This window comes from Bradyrhizobium sp. i1.15.2 (genome assembly GCF_040548425.1).
Lineage (GTDB): Bacteria > Pseudomonadota > Alphaproteobacteria > Rhizobiales > Xanthobacteraceae > Bradyrhizobium > Bradyrhizobium canariense.
Window position 1 is genome coordinate 43,296 of sequence record NZ_JBEPRQ010000022.1, and the last position, 22,618, is coordinate 65,913.

14 protein-coding genes are annotated in these 22,618 nt (G+C 65.4%); 9 read left to right on the top strand and 5 right to left on the bottom strand.

The annotated features are described in order from the left end of the window. Positions 1 to 97: 97 nt before the first annotated feature. The gene (locus ABIB80_RS29335) at positions 98 to 6,553 is read right to left on the bottom strand and encodes a non-ribosomal peptide synthetase (RefSeq protein WP_007600600.1); all 6,456 of its coding nucleotides are present in this window, start codon (positions 6,551 to 6,553) and stop codon (positions 98 to 100) included. A gap of 142 nt (positions 6,554 to 6,695) precedes the next feature. Here ABIB80_RS29335 and ABIB80_RS29340 point away from each other — a divergent pair, with 142 nt between their 5' ends. The 3 genes from ABIB80_RS29340 to ABIB80_RS29350 all read left to right on the top strand — a co-directional run bounded on the left by ABIB80_RS29340 (position 6,696) and on the right by ABIB80_RS29350 (position 12,002). After that, positions 6,696 to 10,160: an ATP-binding protein gene (locus ABIB80_RS29340; protein WP_007600601.1), complete on the top strand. Its 3,465-nt coding sequence runs from the start codon at positions 6,696 to 6,698 to the stop codon at positions 10,158 to 10,160. 1 nt (position 10,161) lies between these two features. After that, the gene (locus ABIB80_RS29345; RefSeq protein ID WP_007600607.1) at positions 10,162 to 10,956 is read left to right on the top strand and encodes a protein-L-isoaspartate O-methyltransferase family protein; all 795 of its coding nucleotides are present in this window, start codon (positions 10,162 to 10,164) and stop codon (positions 10,954 to 10,956) included. A 95-nt stretch (positions 10,957 to 11,051) separates the two neighbouring features. Further along, a complete protein-coding gene (locus ABIB80_RS29350; protein WP_354128863.1) occupies positions 11,052 to 12,002 on the top strand; it encodes a DUF6492 family protein in 951 nt (316 codons plus the stop codon). 12 nt (positions 12,003 to 12,014) lie between these two features. Here ABIB80_RS29350 and ABIB80_RS29355 read toward each other — a convergent pair whose 3' ends face one another. Continuing rightward, positions 12,015 to 13,082, bottom strand: a complete 1,068-nt coding sequence (locus ABIB80_RS29355; RefSeq protein WP_035994220.1) for an endo-1,4-beta-xylanase — start codon at positions 13,080 to 13,082, stop codon at positions 12,015 to 12,017. A 305-nt stretch (positions 13,083 to 13,387) separates the two neighbouring features. Here ABIB80_RS29355 and ABIB80_RS29360 point away from each other — a divergent pair, with 305 nt between their 5' ends. The 3 genes from ABIB80_RS29360 to ABIB80_RS29370 all read left to right on the top strand — a co-directional run bounded on the left by ABIB80_RS29360 (position 13,388) and on the right by ABIB80_RS29370 (position 17,931). Next, a complete protein-coding gene (locus ABIB80_RS29360; protein ID WP_007600611.1) occupies positions 13,388 to 14,824 on the top strand; it encodes a lipopolysaccharide biosynthesis protein in 1,437 nt (478 codons plus the stop codon). A gap of 167 nt (positions 14,825 to 14,991) precedes the next feature. After that, the gene (locus tag ABIB80_RS29365; RefSeq protein ID WP_354128864.1) at positions 14,992 to 16,017 is read left to right on the top strand and encodes a fatty acid desaturase; all 1,026 of its coding nucleotides are present in this window, start codon (positions 14,992 to 14,994) and stop codon (positions 16,015 to 16,017) included. A gap of 357 nt (positions 16,018 to 16,374) precedes the next feature. Next, on the top strand, positions 16,375 to 17,931 hold the full coding sequence (locus tag ABIB80_RS29370; RefSeq protein ID WP_007600613.1) for a L,D-transpeptidase: 1,557 nt from the start codon (positions 16,375 to 16,377) through the stop codon (positions 17,929 to 17,931). A gap of 24 nt (positions 17,932 to 17,955) precedes the next feature. On the opposite strand, the gene ABIB80_RS29375 is transcribed toward ABIB80_RS29370, so the two are convergent. From ABIB80_RS29375 to ABIB80_RS29385, 3 genes are all read right to left on the bottom strand, one after another. After that, on the bottom strand, positions 17,956 to 18,771 hold the full coding sequence (locus ABIB80_RS29375; protein ID WP_007600614.1) for a class I SAM-dependent methyltransferase: 816 nt from the start codon (positions 18,769 to 18,771) through the stop codon (positions 17,956 to 17,958). Positions 18,772 to 18,886: 115 nt separating this feature from the next. Beyond that, positions 18,887 to 19,423, bottom strand: coding sequence for a VOC family protein (locus ABIB80_RS29380; RefSeq protein WP_007600615.1), 537 nt, complete (start codon positions 19,421 to 19,423; stop codon positions 18,887 to 18,889). A 25-nt stretch (positions 19,424 to 19,448) separates the two neighbouring features. Continuing rightward, the gene (locus ABIB80_RS29385) at positions 19,449 to 20,438 is read right to left on the bottom strand and encodes a Bug family tripartite tricarboxylate transporter substrate binding protein (RefSeq protein ID WP_007600616.1); all 990 of its coding nucleotides are present in this window, start codon (positions 20,436 to 20,438) and stop codon (positions 19,449 to 19,451) included. An 89-nt stretch (positions 20,439 to 20,527) separates the two neighbouring features. Between ABIB80_RS29385 and ABIB80_RS29390 the strand changes: the two genes are divergently transcribed. Genes ABIB80_RS29390 through ABIB80_RS29400 form a run of 3 tightly spaced genes read left to right on the top strand, consistent with a single transcriptional unit; the run spans position 20,528 to position 22,614 of the window. Next, positions 20,528 to 21,229: a TetR/AcrR family transcriptional regulator gene (locus ABIB80_RS29390; RefSeq protein ID WP_007600617.1), complete on the top strand. Its 702-nt coding sequence runs from the start codon at positions 20,528 to 20,530 to the stop codon at positions 21,227 to 21,229. Next, complete coding sequence (locus tag ABIB80_RS29395; protein ID WP_007600619.1) at positions 21,207 to 21,767, top strand: carboxymuconolactone decarboxylase family protein; 561 nt, start codon at positions 21,207 to 21,209, stop codon at positions 21,765 to 21,767. The genes ABIB80_RS29390 and ABIB80_RS29395 overlap by 23 nt, the downstream gene beginning before the upstream one ends. A 1-nt stretch (position 21,768) precedes the next feature. Continuing rightward, positions 21,769 to 22,614 carry an SDR family NAD(P)-dependent oxidoreductase gene (locus tag ABIB80_RS29400; protein WP_354128865.1) on the top strand — a complete coding sequence of 282 codons (846 nt, stop codon included), beginning with the start codon at positions 21,769 to 21,771 and terminating at the stop codon, positions 22,612 to 22,614. Positions 22,615 to 22,618 lie beyond the last annotated feature (4 nt).

Consider the following 22,618-nt stretch of genomic DNA (forward strand, 5'->3'; position numbering starts at 1 on the left):
GAATAATCTTGCGCGATGGCGCCAAATAATCAAGATGCAACTTGGTCATTCACAGCTTTGACGGGTGACCCCGTATTCGCCCGTGCTGTACGGCCGGTCATGCCGCCCTGCGATTGAGCAATCGGCCGAGTGGTGCGTTGGGTTGGGCGAGGGCCGCCCCGAGCAGCGCGACGAGATACTCCATCCACTGGCCGACCGTAGCGCGGTCGAGCAGCTCGCTCTTGTAGTTGCATGAACCGGTGATTCCCGTCGGCCGCTCCTTGAGCATCAGCGACAGCCAGGTCTGGTCGATCGGCAGCACCGGCTGGCCTTCGCGGGCGATGTTGCCGATCGATCCTGTCGTGAGATCAGGCAAATCGAGCGGCTGGCGCAGCGGATTTTGCAGGGTGAAATAGACCTGGAGCAGCGAGGCTGGATTGACCCCCTCCTGCTCCAGATGGTCGGCCAGGATGTTGAACGGCAGCTCCTGGCGCGCATGCGCGTCAAGCACGCTCTGGCGGACCCGGACCACGGCCTGCACGAACGACAGCTCCGGCGTGATTTTGGTGCGAACGATCACCGTGTTCTCGAACGGACCGACGATCCGGTCGGTGTCCGGCTGGGCGCGATTGGCCATGGCGGTGGCGATCGAGATGTCGTGGCGGCCGGTCCGCGCCAGCAGCACGGCTTTCAAGCCGGTCAGCAGACACATGAACAGCGTGCAATTGTGCTGGCCGGCGAAAGCCGCGAGCCGGCCGATCAGCTCACGATCCAGGCTGACGAGATGGTGTCCCCTGGACGGGCCCGGACTTGATCCGCCCTCGAAGAGGGGAGGCGCCCCGCGCAAATTCTCCGTCCAGTCGGCCGCCTGATGGCGGGCGGCATCGGTGCCGCACCACCAGCGCTGCCAGCGCGCTACATCCGAAAAGGCCGGCGGCGGTTTCGGCAGCGGCACCGATGGGTATCCGGCCAGCGCCGCATAACGGTTGGATAATTCCTCGAACAGCACGCCGATCGACCAGCCATCCACGACGGCGTGGTGCAGCGTCAGCAGCAAGACGTGATCGTCATCGTGGAGCCGCAACAGCCGGGCGCGCAGCAGCGGCGCGCGCGTGGTGTCGATCGGGACATAGGTCTCCTGTTCGATCAGGAGATCGATCTTGCGGAGCTCCAGCGCCTTGCGCCGCTTGTTGTTGTGGGGCTGACCGTCGCCGATCGTCTCGACACTCATGACACGGCCGAGGGCGCCGGGCGCGGCGACGTGGCTGACGGGCTCCCCGCCGCTCCAGCCGAAATGGGTCCGCAGCGATTCGTGCCGGCGCACGATGTCGTCGATCGTCTGCGCCAGGGCGGCCAGATTGAGCGGCCCCTGGAGACGGAAGGCGAAAGGCAGGTTGAACAGCGGCAAACCCGAAAGATTCTGCTCGATCCGCAGCATTTGGTCCTGCGCGATCGAGAGCGTGGGAGGGCTGCCTTCGGCCAGGCTCGCTGTAGCCAGCCTTGCGAAACTTGCGGCCGGCTTGCGCGGCTTTGCCGCCACGGCCTCGTCGACCCGCCGGGCAAGCTCGTCGATCGTCGGTGCCTCGAAGATGGTCTTGATCGGCAGCGACACGCCGAGCGCCCGAGCGATGCGCGCCATCGCCTGGCCCGCCAGCAGCGAATGACCGCCGAGGTCGAAGAAATTATCGGTGACGCCGAGGCTCTCGATCTTCAGCAGGTCGATCCAGATGTCGGACAGCACCTTTTCGGTGAAGCGCCGCGCCGGCACGGCCGCATCCGGTCCGGACGTTTCCTGCTGCGCCGGCGCCAGCAGCGCGGTGCGGTCGATCTTGCCATGGGCATTGAGCGGCACCTGATCCAGGAACAGGAACGCGGAGGGGATGGCATGGCCCGGCAGCCGGCTCTGCAGGAAGTCGCGCAGCTCGCTGGCGCTGCTCCGGCTGCCCGATCTTGCGACGATATGGGCAATCAGCCTGACATCGCCGGTTGCTTCGCGGCGCGGCTCGACGATGCCGGCGCGCACACTGGGATGGTCGGCAAGCGCGTTCTCGATCTCCTTGAGCTCGATACGGTAGCCGCGAACCTTGACCTGATGGTCGGCGCGACCGAGGCATTCGATCGTTCCGTCGGCGCGGCGGCGGGCGAGATCGCCGGTCCGGTACAGCCGGCTGCTTGCTTTGCGCGAGAACGGATCGGGCAGGAAGCGCTGCCGGTTCTGCGCGGGGTCGTTGACATAGCCGCGGCCTACACCGGCGCCACCGATGCAGAGCTCGCCGGTCACGCCGACCGGCTGCGGCTGCAGGCTTGCGTCGAGCACGTAGAGCTGGGTATTCGGCAGCGGCGCGCCGACCGGGACGTTGCCCGTCCGGGTCGTCGGTGCCCTGGTCAGGCGATGCAGCGAGACGTCGTCGGAACATTCCGAGGCACCATAGGCGTTGATCAGCGGCACTTTCGGACAGCGGGCGAACCAGGCCTTGCAGAGATCGACGGGCAGCGGTTCGCCCGTCGAGATCAGAAGGCGCAGCCTCGCAAAGGCGCGTCGGACCTGTGCCTCGTCCATGCGATCGAGGATCACACGCAGCAGCGATGGGACGATCTCGAGCACCGTGATGCCCTCGCGCTCGATCTCGCGCGCGAGCAAAATCGGGTCCTGCACGATCGCGGTACCGCACACATGGACCCGCGCACCGACTATGGGCCCCGCGAGGAACTGCCACACCGAGATGACAAAACTCTGCGGCGCGGTCTGCGCGATCACGTCCCGGGACGTGAGTTTCAGCTCGGAGATGAGCGAGGCCAGATGGTTCGAAAGCCCGCGCTGCTCGATCATGACGCCCTTCGGCGCGCCGGACGACCCGGAAGTGTAGATGAGATAGGCAAGGCTCGACGCCGCGCGCCGCGTTGCACGGGCCGGCTTGGTCGACGCCGGCGCGATCGCGTCCTCGAGCTCGGCCACCTGAAGGCGCTCGACCAGCGGTTCGAGCAGCGCCTCGACCATGGACGACTGCGCCCGTCCGGTCAGCAGCATGCGGGCGCCGCTCGATCCGAGGATGGTTGCGAGCCGTGCCGGCGGCTGGTCGGGATCGAGATTGAGGAAGGCGGCGCCCACGCGTTGCACGGCGATCATCGCGGCGAGCAGGTCGGCCCCGCGATCTGCAAGCAAGGCGACCACGGTCTCGGCGCCGACGCCTTCGAGGGCAAGCCAGCGCGCGGCCGCTTGGCTGCGGCGCGCCAGCTCGCGGTAGCTCAGGGATGTGCGGCCGTCCGACACGGCGATCGCGTTCGGCGTCTTCTTGGCCTGGCGGTCGAAACCTTCGCTCAAATTGCCGCGCGTGGCGAAATCGGCCGGCACGCCCCGGCCCTGCGCCAGCAGCTGCCGGCGTTCGGTCTCGCTCAGGAGTGGCAGGTGCGAGATGCGCTGCTCCGGATCGGCGATGACGGATTTGAGCAGGGTTTTGAACTGAGCGGCCATGCCCTCGATCGTCGCCGCGTCGAACAGATCGGTGGCGTATTCGAAGAAGCCGGTGAAACGGCCGTCGGCCTCGACCAGTTCGAGCGTGATGTCGAATCGCGCCACTTGTGGATCGATCTCGATCCGCCGCGTCGACAGACCGGAGAATCGTGCCGCCTCAATCGAGGCGTTCTGGAGGATGAACATGATCCGGAACAGCGGATTGCCGTCGCTCCTTCGCGCGATCTGAAGCGCGCGCAGGACCTCTTCGATCGGGAGGTCCTGGTTGCGATAGGCATCGAGCGTGACCTGCCGGACCCGGCGCAACATGTCGCCGAAGCTCGGATCGCCGCCGAAATCATTGCGCAGGATCAGAGTGTTGGCGAACAGTCCGATCAGGCGCTCGCTCTCGATCTGGTTGCGGTTGGCGATCAGCGATCCCGTCGCGACATCCTCGTGTCCGGTGTGACGGAACAGCAGGCACTGGAACATTGCGAGCAGGGTCATGAAGGGCGTGACGCCCTGGTTCTGGCTCAGCGCACGCAAGTCGGCCGACAGAGTCTTGGAGAATTCGAGATAGTGACGGGCACCGTGGCCGCTCCAGACCTCCGGCCTTGGCCGGTCGGTCCGCAGCGGCAGCGTGGTGACGCCGTCCAGTTGCGTCCGCCAGTAATCGAGCTGCTCCTTGGCCGCCGGCGTCTTGGCCCAGCTCTGCTGCCAGAGCGCAAAGTCGCGGTACTGGAAGGCGGGCGCAGGCAGTGTTGCCACGTCGTTCTTGCGCGCTGCCGAATAATGGACGGCGAGTTCTTCCCAGAACAGTCGCTGCGACCAGCCGTCGGTGACGAGATGATGGACGTTGACCACGAGCGCGTGGCTGCTCTTGTCGAACGAGAGCAGCGTGACCTTCAGCGGCGCCTCGTGCGCAAGGTCGAACGGATGTTGCGCGAGCCGGAGCGCTTCGCGCCTGACAACAGCGGCCCGCTTGTCCGCCGGGCAGGGCTTGAGCTTGATCCGCTCGAACTGCGGCGGCAATTGCAGCACAAGCTGCACCGGCTCGCCCTCGCGTTCGATGATGACCGACCGCAACGCCTCATGGCGGGCAGAGACCGCGGCAAGGCTCGCAGAAAGTGCGGCGACATCGAGCCCACCCTTGAGGAGCGCGACTTCGACGACGTTATAATTGTAGCGCGTGGGGTCGAGCCGCGAGAGCACGTACATCCGCTGCTGCTGGAACGACAGCGGCGCGTCTGCTTCGCCGGCTTGGCGCCAGGCCGGCAGCATCGTTTCGCGATGGCTTGCGGCGGTCTCGATCCGGTCCGCAAGCGCGGCGGGCGTGGCGCAATCGAAAACGTCCTCGAACGAGAAATCGACATTGAAGCGTTCGCGCAGGCGCGAGCGCATCTGCGTCACCGCGAGCGAGTCCGCACCCAGCGCAAAGACGTCCTGATCGCCCCCGACCTGTGGCAGCTCCAGCAAATTGGCCCAGATCCCGGCGAGCTCAGTCTCCAGCGCGTTGCGCGGCAGACGGGCCTCCTCCTCGCCGCCGCCCATTGTTGCGATCAGCTCGGCCAGCGCATTGCGCTTGACCTTGCCGCTGGCGCCTTTCGGCAGCGTCGCCACGCTACGGATCAGGCTCGGCACCTTGTAGGCCGCAAGCCGTTTCCGGGCGAACTGGCGCAACTGGTCCGAGGTCGCCTCGGAATTCGGCCGCAGCACCACGATTGCGGCGACGTTCTCGCCGAGCTTCGGGTGCGGGACGGCAAACACGCCGGCCTCCAGCACCGCCGGATGGCTGAGCAGGACATCTTCGACCTCCAGGGGCGAGATATTCTGCCCGCCGCGGTTGATGACGTCCTTGATACGGCCGACGATGAAGAGATAGCCGTCGGCGTCGAGATAGCCGAGATCGCCGGTCCGGAACCAGCCGTTGCGGAATGCGGCCTGCGTCGCCGCCTCGTCATTATAGTAGCCGTGGCTCATATTGGGTCCGCGCAGCATGATCTCGCCGTGCTCGCCGCTGGCGAGCGCGCGGCCGGTCTCGTCCATGATGGCGATCTCGGGGCCCGCGGCGCGGCCGACCGATCCGACCTTGCGCAGCTCGAACGGGTTGGCCGCGATCTGCGAGGCCGCCTCCGTCATGCCGTAGGTTTCGAGCACGGGAACGCCGAACGTCGCCTCCAGTCCGTCGAGGATCGCAGGCGCAAGCGACGCCGAGGCGGAGCGGATCACGCGCAGCGAGGACGATCGGGCAAGATCCGGGTCGGCCTCCGCCGCCGTCAGCAGCGCGCGATGGATGGTCGGCACGGCCGTGTACCAGGTCGGTTGCAGCTGCCGCATCCAGCCGAAGAAGGAGGCTGCGTCGAAATCCTCGGTACAGATCACGCTGGAGCCCGCGGCCAGCGCCGTTAGCAGGCCGGAGATCAAACCATGGGCGTGAAACAGTGGCAGGACGTTGAGCAGACGATCGTGGGACGCAAGCGACAGCACGCGGCCGGCATTGTAGGCGGAGAGGCACACATGGCGATGCGTCAGCGGCACCATCTTCGGCCGCGCCGCGGTGCCCGAGGTCAGCAGGATGAACGCGTCATCGTCGCCGCGCGAGGCGCCGCTGCTGCTCGCCGGTCCAACAGCCGGCCCGACGAACGTGCAGCCGCCGAGATCGTCTTGCGCCCCCGGCACGAAATCGATCATGGCAATATCGAGCGCCTTGGCGACATCGCGGGCCGCCGAGTTCGTGTCGGCCCGGGTGACGAGCGCCGTCAGCTTCAATTCGCTGAAATAGCGTTGCAGCTCGTCCACCGTCAGATCGGGATTGACGGGGACGCAAGCGCAGCTCGAGGCGACCGCGATCAGGGCCAGTGCGCTGTCGGCACCGCGCGGCAGCGCAACCGCAATGCGGTCGGCAGGGGCGATGCCAAACCCGCGCAGCGTGCGGACGAGATCCTGCGTCCGCGCGCCAATCCCGCCGTAGTTGAGGACCGGCCGGCCGGGGGCGAGGAGGGCGGGGGCCGCCGGCGTCTTGCGGGCATGGAAATCGAGAAGACCGCCGATATCCGCGAATATCTCCGTTTCGGCCGTCGTGCCGGCCAATTCCTGCGGCGCTGGGCGTGTGGCGTCCGACAATTCCGTTCCCTTTTGATCCGATTGGGCTATTCTTCCAAGAAGTTAGGGAACGCGTCCAGTCTGAGGTGAAGTTTTGGCCCCAAAATCTGTGGTTGCGGGGCCCTAAGCCCTTCGACGGAGTGCTTGGTCGGGCGGAATCACCATGCTGGAGAATGAGCCGGGCACGGGAGCGGAAGGCGGGCTGAAGCGCTGGCTCGAGGGTATCGGTCTTAGCCACTATACCGATCTCTTCGCGCAGCACCGTCTCGATCTCGACGTCATGGGAGACCTGACCGAATCCGATCTCGTCGAGCTTGGATTGCCGCTCGGCGATCGGAAGCGGCTCCAGCGAGCCATGACCGCGTTGTTCCGGGCCGAAACCGCTGAAAAGCCCGACGCGACGGCGCGCCCGCAAGTCCGGACGGAGGTCGGCGCCGAGCGGCGTCAGCTCACCACCATGTTCTGCGACATGGTGGATTCCACCTCGCTTTCGGTGCAGTTCGATCCGGAAGACGTGCGCGACATGATCGCGAGCTTCCGCGAAACCTGTGTCCGCGTGGTGAAGCATTACGAAGGTTTTGCCGCCCGCTTCGTCGGGGACGGTATTTTGGTCTATTTCGGCTATCCGACCGCACATGAGGACGACGCCGAGCGCGCCGTGCGAGCGGGGCTGGAAATCGTCCGGGTGCTGTCGACCGCCCGCGCGATCGAGCCACGTGGTGCGCTCAGCCACTCACCCGCCGTCCGCATCGGCATCGCGACCGGTCTCGTCGTGGTTGGGGACCTCGTCGGACAGGGCACCGAAGAGCGCGACTCCGCGGTCGGAGAAACCGTCAATCTCGCCGCGCGGCTGCAAAGTCTGGCGCCGCCCAACGGCGTGGTGATTTCCACGTCGACCCAGTCGCTGCTGAAGGGGAAGTTCGACTACCGCGATCTCGGCGTCCACGCGCTGAAGGGCATCTCGGAGAAGGCCCAGGCTTGGCACGTGATGCGCGCCTCGCGGGTGGAGACCCGCTTCGCCGCCGCGATGGGCACGCGGCTGACCCCGCTCGTCAACCGCGAGGAGGAGATTGCGCTGCTGATGGGGCGCTGGCAGCAGGCCAAGGAGGGCGAGGGCCAGGTCGTGGTCAAGTTCGGCGAGCCCGGCATCGGCAAGTCGCGCATCATCCAGGAAATCTTCGAACGGATCGCCGGTGACCGCCATGGACAGGTCTCGTTCCAGTGCTCGCCCTATTACACCTCCACGGCGTTCTATCCGTTCGCCGAGCAGCTCAAATACTCTCTCGGTCTCGATCGCGAGGATGCGTCCGTGCAGTCGCTGGCGAGCCTGGAGACCGCGATCGCTGCCGCTCATGGCGACATCGAGCAGGTTGCGCCGCTGCTTGCCGCGCTGTTGTCCATTCCGACCGGTGACCGCTATCCGCCACTGGAGCTGTCGCCGCAGCAGCAAAAGGATGCGACCGTCGCGGCGCTGGTCAATCATTTCCTCGGCCTTGCGCGCGAGCAGCCGCTGGTGATCGCATTCGAGGATCTGCACTGGATCGACCCGACGTCCCGTGAGGTGATCGATCTCCTGGTCGATCGGGCACAGAACCGGGCAATCCTGGTCATCATCACCGCGCGCACCGAATTCCAGCCGAGCTGGAACGCCCATTCGCATATCACGACCCTGGTGCTGAGCCGGTTGAGCCGGCAGTTGCGCGCGACGCTGGTCGAGCGCGTGGCGGGACGCGAGCTTCCCAAGGAGGTCATCGAGGAGATCATCGTCAAGACCGACGGCGTGCCGCTGTTCCTGGAGGAGCTGACCAAGACGGTTCTCGAATCCAACCTCCTGACCGAACGGCACGGGCGCTACGTCCTGTCGGGCCCGTGGCGGCAGCTCGCGATCCCGGCGACGCTGACGGACTCGCTGATGGCGCGGCTGGACCGGATGGGGCCGTTCAAGCGGATCGCGCAGATCGGCGCCACTATCGGCCGCGAATTCTCCTATGAGACTCTGCACGCGGTCGCCAACACACCCGCCGAACAGATCGAGGCCGCGCTCAATCATTTGGAGGAGGCCGGACTGATCATGCGCCGCGGCCATCCGCCCGACGCGCTCTACTCCTTCAAGCACGTGATGATTCAGAACGCCGCGCATGCGAGCTTGCTGCACAGCGAGCGGCGCAAGCTGCATTCCCGGATCGCCCAGGTGCTCGCCGAGATGTATCCCGAGAAGACCGAGCGCGAACCGGAATTGCTCGCCCATCATATGACCGAATCCGGCCAGAGCGAGAGCGCCGCCAGCTTCTGGCTCAAGGCCGGCAAGCAGGCGGCCAAGAGTGGCGCCAATCTGGAGGCGATCGGGCATCTGGGCCGCGGCCTCAGCGTCGTGCAGGCCAATGCGCGCATGCAGGGCGCCGACGAGATGGAGCTCGAACTGCGCATCGCGCTCGGCAACGCGCTGATCGCCGCCAAGGGCTATGCCGTGCAGGAGGTCGAGGAGAACTACGTTCGCGCCCTCGAACTCGGCCAGCAGCTCGACGACGACGAAAAGGCCTTCGCCGCCACGCGCGGGCTCTGGGTCTGTCATTTCATCCGCGCCGATCTGACCCGCGCGCACGATCTCAGCGTCGAGCTGTTGAAGTTCGCCAAGCGCGAGCGGCTGAACGAGGGGACACAGCCGGCGCAGCAGACCGGCTATCTGATCGAGGCGCATCGCTCGATCGCGATGACCATGCTCTATCGCGGGCGCTTTGCCGCGTCCCAGCATCATCTGCACCGCTGCATCGACCTCTACAGCCCCGACCTGCACTCCGATCTGATGGAGCGGCACGGCACCGATCCCGGCGTCGTCTCGCTGTCCTATCTCGGCTATCTGCTGTGGTTCCTCGGCCGGCCCGACGCGGCGCGCCAGCACAGCGAGCAGGCGATCGCGAACGCCGAGAAGATCCGCCACCCCTTCACGCTCGCCTTCGCGCTCGTGTTCGGCGCCTATCTCTGCCAGCATTTGCGCGATGTCGAGGGCACGCGCGACCACGCCAACCGTGCCATGATCATCGCCACCGAGCACAACTTCCTGCACTGGAAGCAGCAGGCGGCGATCCTGCGCGGCTGGGCGCTGGCGCAGCTCGGCGAGGCCGACGAAGGCCTCAGCCAGATGCGGTTCGGCCTCGACGAATACGAAGCGATGGATTCCTGGCTCGCCGGCTGCTGGTTTCGCTGCCTGCTTGCGGAGGCCTACGCCAAGGTCGGGATGCGCGATGCCGCCTTGCGCGCGCTGGACGGTGCGCTCGCGACCGCAAGACGGACCGGCGACCACTCCTACCTCGCCGAAGTCTACCGCCTGCAAGGCGAGATCACCCTGTCGGACGGGAATCCGGCCTCGGTGCAGGAGGCCGAGGACCTGTTCAACCTGTCGCTGGAGATCGCGCGCAAACAGGGCGCGCTGTCCTGGGAGCTTCGCACGGCCGTCAGCCTCGCGCGCCTGTCGCACGAAGGCGGCAAGCGCGAGCACGCTCGTCTCCTGCTCGTACCGATCCTCGGCAAGTTCAGCGAGGGCTTCTCCACGCCGGACCTGAAACAGGCGATGCAACTGATCGACGAGCTCGGCGCGGGCGCGCTCGTTCGTGAACAGGCCGATCCCTGAGATGAGCGATCTTGCCGCCGCGCGTGCGCGTTACGTGGAGCTGATCGCAAGGCGCGAGCGGATCTCTTCAACGCGCCTGCTCGAAGCCCTCGGCACTGTTCCGCGCGAAAAGTTTCTGGCGAAGGGACCGTGGCGCATCAAGAGCGAGGCGGCGCGCAACTATCGGCTGACGCCGGATGCCGATCCCGTTCATCTCCAGGACAATGTGCTGGTCGCGATCGATGCGCGCCGCAAGCTCGACACCGGACTGCCGAGCCTGTGGGCGCACTTCATCGATTTGCTCGACGTCGGGGAAAAAGACCGTGTGGTCCAGATCGGCTGCGGGCTCGGCTATTTCTCGGCCGTGCTGTCGAAGATCGTCGGCCCGAAGGGCAGGGTGCAGGCAATCGAATGCGACGAGCGGCTTGCGGCGCGGGCCGCAACCTATCTTGGCGCCTATCGCAACGTCGCGGTCGTCCATGGCGACGGATGCGAGGACATCGGCGAGCCCGCCGACGTGATCATCGTTCATGCCGGCTTCTCGCAGCCGCATCCGCTGTGGCTTCGGTCGCTTCGTCCGCGCGGCCGCCTTCTGGTGCCGCTGACCCAGCGGGACCGCGAAGGCGCCGCGCTCAAGATCACCCGCAAGGGCAAGGGGTTCGAAGCCGAGGCGGTGCAGCAGATCCGGATCTTCCCCGGTCAGGGTCGAGGCGTGACCGCGCTCGACGACCGCGTCGCCGACTGGTGGCAGCGCGCCTCCGCACTGGCGACGCTGCGTTTTCGCGGCATCGAGCAGGGGCTGCCGTCGGATGGCTAATGCTTCGTTTCATTTTACCTTGATTGCGAATGTAAGTATTCAACACGCCTCGGCGCCGCTATGACTGCGGCCTGATCGCCATACGAGCGCGCGCCATGCATTCCGTTGCCCTGCTGACCGCCAGCTACGCCAAGGATATCGAGCGCTTTTCGCTGCTCAGCGAAAGCATCGACACCTGGTTGACGGGCTACACGCGGCATTATGTTCTCGTTAACGATGAGGATCTGCCGCTGTTCGCGCGGTTCGCTTCCGACAAGCGCGTCATCGTTCCGGCCTCGCGCTATTTGCCGAAATGGCTGTGGGCGCTGCCGCCGGCTCTGCAGTTCATCAGCAAACGGCGCGTCTGGCTGTCGCTGCTGTCGTCACCTGTTCATGGCTGGCACATTCAGCAGATTCTCAAGATCGCCGGCGTCCTCAACGCGCCGGAGCAGCGCGTCTGCATCCTGGATTCGGACAATCTGTTCTTCCGCGAATTCGACGTCGGCCAGTATGCCGGCGCCGAGAAGACGCCGCTATTCGTCACGCGCAACGGGATCGACGCCGCCCACCCCTTGCATGTCCTGTGGCTCCGCACCGTCGATCAGCTCCTTGGCATCAAGGACCGGTCCTTCCCTGCGGACGACTATGTCGGCAACGCGCTGGTCTGGGACAAGGACACCGCGCGTGCGATGACTGAGGCGATCAAGTCGGCGACGGGATTGAACTGGGTTCTGGCACTGTGCCGGAAGAAGAAGTTCTCGGAATATCTCATGTACGGCCATTTCGTCGCGAACGCGCCCGCGCATCTGGCCGCCCATCGGGTCACCGAAGACAGCATCGCGGTCTCGCATTGGGACGACACGCGCCTCGACCGCCCGGCCATCGAAGCGATGATGCGCGCCGCTTCGCCCGACCAGGTGGCGCTGTGCATCCAATCCTATTCGTCGACCTCGATCGACGACATCCGCGACGTGTTCCGTCTCAGCTCGCGCGACCGTCGCGGTCCGAGCCTGTCTCCGGAGGACATGGGGGACGAGGTTCAGTTCGAGGCTCCGAAGACGCGCTGAGACCCGGCGCCTTCACGCGTCTCTCGTGAACTTGCTGATCACGTTCATGAACGGCTTCGGCTTGAACTCGCCGTCAAGCGGCAAAGGACGGTTCGGCTGCTTGTCGGGCCGGGCAAAGGTGCCGTTGATCCAGCTGTAGCGGTCCGAGAGACCCCAGGTCAGGATCGAGCGCACCGGTCCGCTGGTCGAGATCGCGGTCAAGAGATCGTCGACGCGCTTGGCGACGATGGCATCGCGCTCTGCCGGCGTCCCCGTCAGCTTCTGGTCGTCGACATCGAGCTCGGTGACGAGCACCTCGAGCCCCCAGGCGCGCAGCTCGGTGGCGAATTCCGCGAGCCCATGGGTGTCGATCTCGAGCTCGGCATGCAGATGCGATTGCAATCCCACGGCGTGCAACGGCACGCCCTGGTCGAGCAGGTCCATGATGAGATGGCGGTAGGCCGCGCGCTTCGCAATGAACGTGTCCTTTGCCGACTCGATGTCGTATTCGTTGATCGCGAGCTTGACCAAGGGATCGGCCGCGGCCGCCGTGCGGAACGCCAGCGGAATCCAGCGATTGCCCAGATGCTGCGTCCAGAACGACTCGCGGCGGTCTTTCGGGCTGCGTGGATTGTCCGGGATCGGCTCGTTGACGACATCCCACGACGTCAGCTTGTCCTTGTAATAGGAGACGACGGTGCCGATGTGGTCGATGTAGGCGCGCTCGACGCCCTCGGTATCCTTGATCTGCTTGGTCCAGTCCGGAATGTCGTGATACCAGGCGAGCGCGTGCCCGCGCATCGTCAGGTCGTTCTGCCGGGCGAAATCCAGGATCGCGTCGGCACGTTCGAAAGCAAAGGTGTGCGCGTCGGGACGCAGCATCGGCCATTTCAGCTCGAGCACCGGAACCACCTGCGTACAATAGGTGCTGATGGCTTCGCCAAGCCTGGGATCGGCTTGCAGATCCCAGAGCGTGGCCGCGGCACCAAATCCCTGATGGCGCTGGGCGAGTTTCGACGCCGGCGCTGCGGACGCCGACGCGCCCGCCGCGAGTGCTGCGGCGCTGCCGAGGAGAAATTCGCGTCTGTCGAGCCTGGTCACGGCATTCCTTATCGGAGCCAACGCGCCATCGTACCAAGCGACGCCTTGCAACGCCGGGGTTTTCCCTCCTTGGGTTAACTTTGCCATCTCCGAATTACGGTTCCTTTCAGTGGTCGTGCCCCCACCAGGGAAGGGCAAATTTAACGCTAACCCGCGAAAGCGGCCTCAAAGCCGCATTCGCCGCCCGATCTCCAGACTTATGTGACATTCTTGAGAGATGCTGCGGCGCATTTCGTTCGCCCCGCCATGGTCCAATTGATGAACGGCCGTCACACTCGCAATAACGTTGCCGGTCCCGTGCTCGCATGCTGAACCGCCATTTCTCGATTTATCTCGTCGCCTACATCCTGCCTGCGGCGGTGGGCTTCTTCGCCGTCACGGCCTACACCCGGCTGCTGACGCCGGCGGAGTACGGCGTCTATGTCGTCGGCATCAGCCTGGCCGGCATTGTGGGCGCGATCTTCTTCGCCTGGATCAAGCTGTCGGTGTCGCGCTATCAGGCGATGTCGGCCGAGGTGGATTTTCGAGGCACTGCAATGGTCGCCTTCGCGCTCACCGTTGCCGTCCTCTGCGCCACCACGCCGCTGGTCTTCCTGTTCCGCAGCGATCTCAGCGTTGGGCTGCTGCTTGCCAGCATGTTCGTCGCGATCATGGCGAATGCCGTCGATGTCGGCCAGGAGTTCGAGCGCGCAAAGCTGCGCCCTTACAGGTTCGCGGCGATCTCGATCGTGCGCAGCGTATCGAGCGTGGGTTTCGGCCTGCTCGGCATCTGGTTCGGCTGGGGTGGACTGGGACTGCTCGCCGCATTCGGCCTGGGTTCGCTCGCCGGGATCATCCTGAACCTCGTCGGTGACCGCACCAGGATCGCGCGCTTTCAGCGCAGCCAGTTCGTGCAGCTCGCGCGCTACGGCCTGCCGCTGACGCTGGCGGGGTTGTCGGTTGCGGTCTACTCGGCCTGCGACCGGCTCATCGTGGCTTATTTGCTCGGGAAGGACGCCGCCGGCATCTTTGGCGTCGCCGCCGATCTGCCGAGACAGTTCATGGTCATGATCGCCTCCAGCGTCGCCGCGGCGACCGTGCCACTGGTGTTCCGGTCATTGTCGGACAAAAGCATCGAGACGACGCGGGAGCGGCTGACCGAGAGCCTCGAGCTTCTGCTCGTCGTGGTCGCGCCCGTCGCCGTCTGGCTTGCGCTTGCGGCCGATCAGGTCGCCGGCACGCTCGTCGGCGTCGACTTCCGCACCGGCGTATCGGTATTGCTGCCAACGCTGGTGCTCGCGCGCTTATTCGGCATCGCCAATCAATTCTACGTGCAGATCAGCTTCCAGCTTGCCGAGCGACCGTTCATGCTGGCGGCGCAGTCGTTCCTGACGCTGGTCGTGAGCGTGGCTTTGATGTTCGTGCTGGTGGCCAGCCATGGTCTCTACGGCGCGGCGCTGGCGACGCTTGCGACCGAAGCGATCGGTTTCCTCGTTGCCGTCGTCCTGATGCATCGCGCCCATCCGGTCCCGTTCGACCTCCACCGCCTGGCCGGCGTTGCCGTCTCCGCCGCAGCGATGGCGGCTGCGATCCTCGTAGCACGATCCCAGGTCAATGGGATCGGCCTCGTCCCGCTCATGGTCGTGAGCCTCGCCGGCGGGCTCGCTTATGCCGCTGCCGGCTGGTTGCTGAACGTCGCAAACGTCCGGACGCTGTCGCTGCGTTTCCTGCGAACCTTCAACCGCAAGGCGCTGGGCGTTTAAGCCGCAATATCTGACGAGGCTCGGCCTCACCGTCTGAAGCTCCGAGAGCGCCGCTTGGCCTGGCGATGGCTCGGTTCCGACCGGAAGCGCTCCAGGCGGAGGGCGTTTTTGTTGCGTCCATGGCCATAACCGTGCTTCTTGGGCCGCATGTCGGGAGCAGAGCAGATATGAGCCAAGGAATACCGGAAATCCGCGCATCGGCGCAGTTGCTTGCCCACTATCGCGAGCCCGACAATGCGCGGGGTATCCTCGAACTGGCGATTACGGCGATACCGTTCGTCGTCATCTGGGCTCTGATCTGGGCCGCTCTTGACCAGGGTTATTGGTTTGCCCTCCTGCTGGAGGTGCCTGCGGCGGGTTTGCTGGTCCGCCTCTTCATGATCCAGCACGATTGCGGACACGGCTCTTTCTTCCGCGGCCGCCTTGCGAACGATTGGGTCGGCCGTGCCCTCGGCGTGATGACACTGACGCCATACGGCTACTGGCGGCGCAACCATGCAGGCCATCATGCGAACTCCGGCAATCTCGATCAAAGGGGCTTAGGCGACATCGACACGTTGACCACGCGGGAATTTCTCGGGCGGTCGCGATGGCGTCGGACGCTATATCGTTTGTATCGACATCCCCTGGTGATGTTTGGCGTCGGTCCCTCGTATTTGTTCATCTTGAAGCACCGATTGCCGGTCGGGATGATGGGTCGCGGCTGGAAACCCTGGCTGAGCACGATGGGCACGAACATCGCCCTCGCGGTTCTCGTCGTCACGATGATCCAGCTGGTCGGCTATGGGCCGTTCCTGCTCGTGCATCTGCCGATCATTGTTCTGGCGGCGTCGATCGGCGTCTGGCTGTTCTACGTCCAGCACCAGTTCGAGCACACGCATTGGGCCCACGACGAGACCTGGAATTTTCACGACGCTGCGCTGCACGGCAGCTCTCACTATCAATTGCCGCGCGTCCTGCGATGGTTCACGGCAAATATCGGCGTCCACCACATCCATCATTTGTCCAGTCGAATTCCCTACTATCGCTTGCAGGACGTGTTGCGCGACAATCCGCAGTTCGCTGGTGTCGGGCGGATTACGCTGCTCCAGAGTTTGCGGACCGTGCGGCTGACCTTGTGGGACGAGGAGCGGCAGCGGCTCGTCTCCTTTGGAGAGGCAGCCTTGTTTGGCAAGGGAGCCAAGCTTGTTTGAAAAGGCGGCCTTGGCCCCAGCGGTTTCGCTTACACCGCCCCCGCGCGGCCGCCGAATGGCGTGAATCCGCGCGATCGGAAGGCGATGGGCGTTCTGCGCCCGTTCAAGGTGGCTTCGCCGTCCGACGCCGGGCGCTGGCAGCCGTGTCACCGACCCCCGGTCATTCTGTCGCAGCGATAGACCGCCAGCTTCGGCCGCGCGCCGCCCTTCCGCCTGCGTCAACCGTCGTATATGAGATTTATCGCCGGAACGTGCCGAATGTCGCCACAGACGGAACGTAAGGCGGCTGCAATTTCTTAATTCAAAGATCGCAATCTGATCAATGACCGGCGGACTGGCATTTCGACCGAGGATGGCATGAGAAACCTGACGACAACGGCGCAATCTACCGTGGCGATGCGGCGTTGGGGGCCTCCCGGAATTGCGACCTTGGCGGCAATGCTCGCCTTTGCGGCTGTGGCCCCGGCCAATGCGGCCAAGCAGGCGCGTCAGCCGGTCGAGGCGGTGGCGCCGCGCGAGGCCGGCGAGCCGATCATGGCGATCGTGTCGATCAAAAGCCAGCAGGTCACCTTCTACGACGCCGAGGGCTGGATTTTCCGCGCGCCGGTGTCCACCGGCACCACGGGACGCGAGACGCCGGCCGGCGTCTTCGCCATCGTCGAGAAGGACAAGGACCACCACTCGACCATGTATGACGACGCCTGGATGCCGAACATGCAGCGCATCACCTGGAACGGGATCGCGCTGCATGGCGGGCCGCTGCCCGGCTACGCCGCTTCGCATGGCTGCGTGCGGATGCCGTTCGGCTTCGCGGAGGGCCTGTTCGACAAGACCAACATCGGGATGCGGGTGATCATCTCGCCGAACGACGCGGCGCCGATCGACATCGTTCATCCCGCGTTGTTCATGCCGAAGCGGGACGCCATTGCGGCGGCGCCGGGCCGGATCGGCAAGCTCTCCGGTGAGGCCGAGGAGGCCACAAGGGCGGCCGACGAGGCCAAGAAGGAGGCGACTTTGGCCGCGAAAGAGGCGGCATCGCTGCCGGCTTCGCTGCGCAAGCTGGAACAGCAGAAGACCCGCGCTGACGCCGAGCTCGCCTTTGCCGACAAGCAGCTCGCGGCGGCCAAGACCGATCAGGCCCGCGTCAAGGCCGAGGAGCTGAAGCAGAAGGCCGCCATCAAGGCCGGCGACGCGGCGACGCAGCTCGATGCCGCCAAGGCCGCCGCACAGCCGAAGCGCGATGCGGTCGCTGCCACGAAAGAGGCGGCCAGGGCGGCAGCGGCCAGGAAGGCCGACGCCGTGAAGGCTGCGACCGACGCAAAGCTCGCGCTCGAGCCGGTCTCGGTCTACATCAGCCGCGCGACGCAGAAGCTCTATGTGCGGCGGAACACGCACAAGCCGGCACCGGACGGCGGCGGCGAGGTGTTCGACACCAGCATCGAGGTTCCCGTCACGATCCGCAATCCGGATCAGCCGCTCGGAACGCATATCTTCACGGCGATGGCGAAGAACGACACGGGTCTGCGCTGGAGCGTGGTCACGATCGACGACGGCGACAACGCCAGGAACGCGCTCGATCGCATCACCATCCCGCAGGAGGTGCTCGATCGCATTGCGCCGACCGCGTTGCCGCGCTCCTCGATCATCATCTCGGATGAGCCGCTGAGCAGCGAGACCAACTACCGCACCGAGTTCGTCGCGGTGCTGAGCAACCAGCCCCAGGGCGGTTTCATCACGCGCAAGCCGACCGCACCTCCGATGGCCATGGCGAGCGACGACGGCTGGGACAATGGCGGCAACGGTTTCGGCTTCTTCTTCCAGCGCGATCCCAATCCGCAGCCCGTCAATCCGCGCCGACGCGGCCAGTATCAATATTATCAGCCGGCACAGCCGATGCAGCGGGGCTTCTGGTAAGAGGCGGCGGCAGATCGAAGCCCGTCACGACCGCCGCGCCTCGATCACGATAGCCTGGATCTTGCCCTCGATCGGTCCGGACCCATGGCGCGTCCGGATCGCCTCGGCAACGATGTCGGTCGCAGCCTGAAGCTTGCTGGCATCGCGTGCCTCGATCTCGCTTCGCAGCGGCGTGCCCTGGCAGAGCGCGATCGCGACGTGCTCGGGCGACGGCGCGCGGCTTATTTCAGGTCGCGTTTCGATCTTTATATCACGGAAGCCTGCGCGTTCGAGGTCGGTTCTGATGACGGCCTTGTCGTGATAGCCGTGCGGCGTCCGGGCCATGAAACGGGGCGGGTCGTCGGGAAACAGCTTTTCGAGCGCGACCGTGGCTTCATGCGTCAGCACATTGTCTTCGATGCGATCCCAGACGTTGAACACGAACGTGCCATTGCCGTTGAGGACGCGCTTCACTTCCCCGTAGGCCTTGACGCGGTCCGGAAAGAACATGGCGCCGAACTGGCAGCACACCACGTCGAATTCGGCGTCGTCAAAGGGCAGGGCCGATCCGTCGGCCTGACGCCACGAGATGCGATCGTCATCCGCCTGGCGCTGCGCCGCGACGGCGAGCATCGGCTCGTTGAGGTCGGTCGCGACATAACGGACGCCGCGCGGCAGCGCCGCCGCGACCGCGCGCGTCACGGCGCCGGTGCCCGCCGCGATCTCGAGCAGCACGGAGGGAGACCGGGCCGCGACACGTCTTGCGATGTCCTCGGCGTAGACGGCGAAGATCAGCGGGACCAGATATTCGTCGTAGAGTTTCGGGATCGAGCCGGCGAAAACCTTGTCAGTGTTGGACATGCTTGCCTCGCTGAAGGTTCGGACACGAAGCTCACGTTACCATGGATTGCCGTCTCCCGCGCCAGCAGCGCGGTGAACCCGGCCGGTTGTTGCATCGCCTTGCCGGCCGCCGGCGTCATCGGCTCCCGCCGACCTCCCGGATCGGCCGCGTGCCGTCCCAGCTCAAAGCCGCCTGCCGGACCTTCTCAAAGAACGGCCCCTTGGTGCCGCTGATGTCGGAGATCTCGATTACGGTCCCAGGATGGGCCTGGGTGTCGAAATAGGCAAAGCGGCCCTTGTCGCCGCCGATCTGGCCCTCGTGGCCGATCCTGTAGCCGAGCCCGAGCGCCCTGTCATAGAGCGCCTGGTAGTCGTGGCTCCAGTAGGACATGTGCTGGAGGCCCTCGTGGCCGGACTCGAGGAATTCCCTGTACAGCGAGGGCGCGTCGTTGCGCTGCTGGATCAGCTCGATCTGGAGGTCGCCGGAATTGGCCAGCGCGATGCTCATCTCGACCGCGGAGTTTTCGCCGCGATGGCGAAACCAGTCGGTCTTGACGCGGTCCATGTAGTACCAGGGACCGACGCCCATCACCTCGATCCAGTGCTTCATCGCGGTGTGGATGTCCCGCACCACATATCCGTTCTGGCGCACCGCGCCGAAGATGCGGCTCATGCCAGCGCTCCTCTTGTCAGCTTGATCACTTGACCTCGATGCCCGCGTCCTTGGCAACCTGCTTCCAGGCCGCGATGTCGCGGGCGTTGATGTCACGCTGCTCGTCGCCGGGTACGAATTGCGGCGTGATGCCGAGCCCCAGCAGCTTCTCCTTGACCTCGGCATCGGCGAGCGCGTCCTTCAATGCCGCCGACAGCTTTCTTGCGATCGGTTCGGCAAGGCCCGCAGGCGCATACATCGCCCAGGACAGGCTGCGGTCGAACGGCACGCCCTGTTCCTTGTAGCTTGCGACATCCGGCAGGCTCGGCGAGCGTTCGCCGCAGGCGGCCAGCGCCTTGATCGAGCCGTCCTTCACCAGCGGAGTCGCGGTCGCCATGTCGAGTGTCGCCAGCGAGATGTGGCCGCCGAGCAAATCGCCGGCCAATTTGGCGATGCCGTTGAACGGCACGTGGTCCATCTTGATTCCGGTCTGCTGCATCAGGATTTCCGCGCAGAATTGTCCGGTCGAGCCGACGCCCCAGCTTCCGTACTGGATCGGCTCGCCCTTCCTGGCCAACGCGATCAGGCCCTTGATGTCGTCGGCCGCAAAATCCTTGGTCGCCACCAGCATGATCGAGGACGTGCCGATGCGCCCGATCGTGGTGAAATCCTTGATCGAATCGTAGGGCAGTTTCGGATAGATCGCCGGCGCCAGCACATGCGTGGTCATGCCGCCGACGGTGATAGTGTAGCCGTCATTCGCCGACGCCGCGACCATCTGGGTGCCGAGCGTGCCGGCGGCCCCGGTGTGGTTCTCGATATAGACGCTCTGTCCGAGCGTCTTGCCCATCCTGTCGCCGAGCAGCCGCCCGATCACGTCGCCGCCGCCACCGGCCGCATAGGGCAGCAGCATCCTGATCTTGTGGGTGGGATAGGCGGCCGGATCCTCGGCGCGCGCAGGCAGCATTGCCGAGGACGTTACGACCAATGACAATGTTGCGGCGCGCAGCAGACGAAAATGGACGAAGCGCGCCATGACCTGGTCTCCCCAGATTGCTCTCCGCTTCTTTTGAGAGCGGAGTTGAAGCGGTTGACTAGCGAACGATCGTTCGTTAGTCAAGCCGAATGGCTGTTCACACCACCAGCGCGGCGGAAGCGGCTGCGCCCACGACGCGCGAGCGCATCCTCGCCGAGGCGCTCGATCTGTTCGCGCAGAGCGGCTATGGCGGCGCCTCGATGCGCGAGCTCGCGCGTCGCGTCGGTATCCGCGAGAGCAGCCTCTACAATCACTTCGCCGGCAAAGCCGCGATCCTCGAGGCGATCGTCAGCGAGCACGGTCCGGCCAGCTCGGCGAGCCGGCTGGAAGAGCCGCGCTACAAGCAGCTCGCCCGCCAGCCCGCCGCGTTCTGCCGGCAGTTTGCATTGGACCTCGTCGAGCAATGGTCCGATCCGCGCGAGCACCAGTTCCAGAAAGTCATCACCGCCGAGCGCAACCGCGTGCCCGGCATCCGCGCCAAATTCGCCGATCATTTCTACGCGCGCGAGCAGAGCATGATGACGGATTATTTCCGCGGCTTTGCGCTCGCCGGTCTGGTCTCGACGCCGGATCCGCGTGAGACCGCGCGGCTGTTTGCGGCCGGGCTGATCTACATCCGTCTCGAGCATTACGTGATGGGCGCGGCACCGTCGTCGCGGGCGAAGGTGATCGAGGCGATCGACCGCTATCTCGCCTTCTTCCTGTCGCTGATCGCGGCGGATGGGGGGACAAACGACAACAAGAAACGAAAAGCCAAGGGAGAGAATCGTGGCAAGGCTGCCCCTGATTGATCCGGAGACGACCAGCGGCGACATCCGCGCCTCGTTCGACCGCATGCCGGTCAAGCTGAATATTTTCCGCATGATGGCGCACGCCGAAGCCAACATGATCCCGGCGATGCGGCTGGGCAATTCGATCCTGCACAAACAGAAGCTCAGTGCGGTCAATCGCGAGCTCCTGATCCTCCAGGCAGCCCAGCTCGAAGGCGGCGCCTATGAATGGCGCCAGCACGTGCCGATCGCGCTTGGCGTCGGCTGCACGCAAGCACACATCGACGCGGTCGAGCTCGCCGACTACGATGCCGCCGGCTTGAGCGAGGCCGAGCGCGCGCTGCTGAAATTCGGCCGCGAAGTGGTCGAGAACGTCCGCGTTCCCGAGGCGATCTTCGCCGCCATGCGCGAGCATTTCAGCGACCAGGAGATCGTCGAATCCATCGTCGCGCTCGGCTTCTACATGATGATGGCGCGCGTCACCGAGGCGACCGAAACGGATCTCGATCCCGCGGCCGGCATGGCGGTCTATGACGGCGGCAAGAAGCCGGGCGCCTGAGATGACGGATACCGATAGCAAGCGGGACCGCTACGTCCGCCCGCCAAGTGCGGAATCGCTGGGCGAAGCGCTGGGCAGGGGGCGCCTTAAGGGGCGCCGCATCCTGATCGTCGGCGGTGGCCAGCGCGTGTTCGACGCCGCCACCGATCCGATCGGCAACGGCCGCGCCATGAGCATTCTTTGCGCTCGCGAGGGCGCCAAGGTCGCGGTCGCCGATCGCAACCGCACCTCGGCCGAGCACACCGTCAAGCGCATCACCGACGAAGGCGGCGAAGCCTTTGCGATTGCCGCCGACGTCACCTCGGAGGCCGAAATCGTGCGCATGATCGAGGAGGCGCATCGCGCCATGGGCGGGCTCGACGGCATGGTGCTCAACATCGGCACCTTCGGCAAGGTCGGGCTCGATGCCGTCAGCCCCGAGGAGTGGAATGCGATCTACGACGTCAACGTTCGCGGGCCCATGCTGTGCTGCCGCGCGGGCCTGCCGAAATTCGACGACGGCGGATCGATCGTCTTCATCTCCTCGATCGCCGCGCTGAAGGCCGGCTCGCAGATGGCGGTGTATGATTCCTCGAAAGCCGCGCTCGGCGGCCTCATGCGCAACATCGCCCATCTCGGATCGCGCCGCGGCATCCGCGCCAACCTGGTCTATCCCGGCCTCGTCGACACGCCGAACGGCCGCGAGGCCGGCGCCGGCCGACCCTCGCGCGGCAAGGGCCAAATCCCGTTCGGCCGCCAGGCCACCGCCTGGGAAATCGCCTATGCCGTGCTGTTCTTCCTCTCGGACGAGAGCGTCTACGTCACCGCGCAGGCGCTCGCGGTCGATAGCGGCCTGAGCGGGATGTGAGAGG